The sequence below is a fragment of the Vibrio nereis NBRC 15637 genome (assembly GCF_001591105.1).
GTDB classification, from domain to species: domain Bacteria; phylum Pseudomonadota; class Gammaproteobacteria; order Enterobacterales; family Vibrionaceae; genus Vibrio; species Vibrio nereis.
The window spans coordinates 1-627 of record NZ_BCUD01000062.1 but is presented as its reverse complement, the minus strand read 5'-3'; the positions used below and the strand labels follow the sequence as shown (position 1 = coordinate 627).

At 49.9% G+C, this 627-nt stretch carries 1 protein-coding gene and 1 pseudogene; both read left to right on the top strand.

Annotation, left to right across the window (positions count from 1 at the left end):
- Nucleotides 1–66: 66 nt before the first annotated feature.
- A complete protein-coding gene (locus VNE01S_RS18795; protein WP_004413754.1) occupies nucleotides 67–375 on the top strand; it encodes a transposase in 309 nt (102 codons plus the stop codon).
- Nucleotides 372–627: pseudogene (locus tag VNE01S_RS18790) on the top strand (hypothetical protein); the annotation flags it as partial. The gene VNE01S_RS18795 and the pseudogene VNE01S_RS18790, both read left to right, overlap by 4 nt.

The following is a 627-nucleotide window of genomic DNA, read 5'->3' as shown; positions in this document are numbered from 1 at the left end:
CCGAGTCCCCCACGTTTAGTAGACACTTTACTAAGTTAGATCTAGGGTCTAATTGAGAGGTGATTTATGGCTAAACATCGTAATCCAGCGTACACCGAAGAGTTCCGCAAAGAAGCAGTCCGCTTGGCCAGTCTTCCTGGCCGAACAGCCGTCTCCGTTGCCAAGGAGCTGGGCATCAGTGCCCAGCAGATCCGGAACTGGAAGCGCCAGTTCACACGCCTATCTGATAAACAGTTTAATACCTTAGACGGTGTCGATTATTCGAAGAAAGAGTCCGAAGAGCTTCGAGCGCTAAGGCGCGAGAACAAGCGGCTCAAAGATGAAATGGAATTCCTAAAAAAGGTCTCGGCGTACTTCGCGAAGCAGCAAGAGTGAAGTACGAGTTCATTGAAAGCTATGTCGGTGAGTACTCCATCAGCTTAATGTGCCGTACGTTAGAGGTGAGCCGAGGCGGTTACTATAAGTGGTGTCATTATACGCCGAGTGAGCGTTCAAAGCGGCGAGAGCGCTTTGAACAGTTAGTCATGTGTACCTTTGCCCAATATCGGGCACGTTACGGCTCAGTGCGAATAGCCGAAGAACTCAACGAAGCAGGCTATGCCTGCTGCGTGAATTATGTGGCTGATA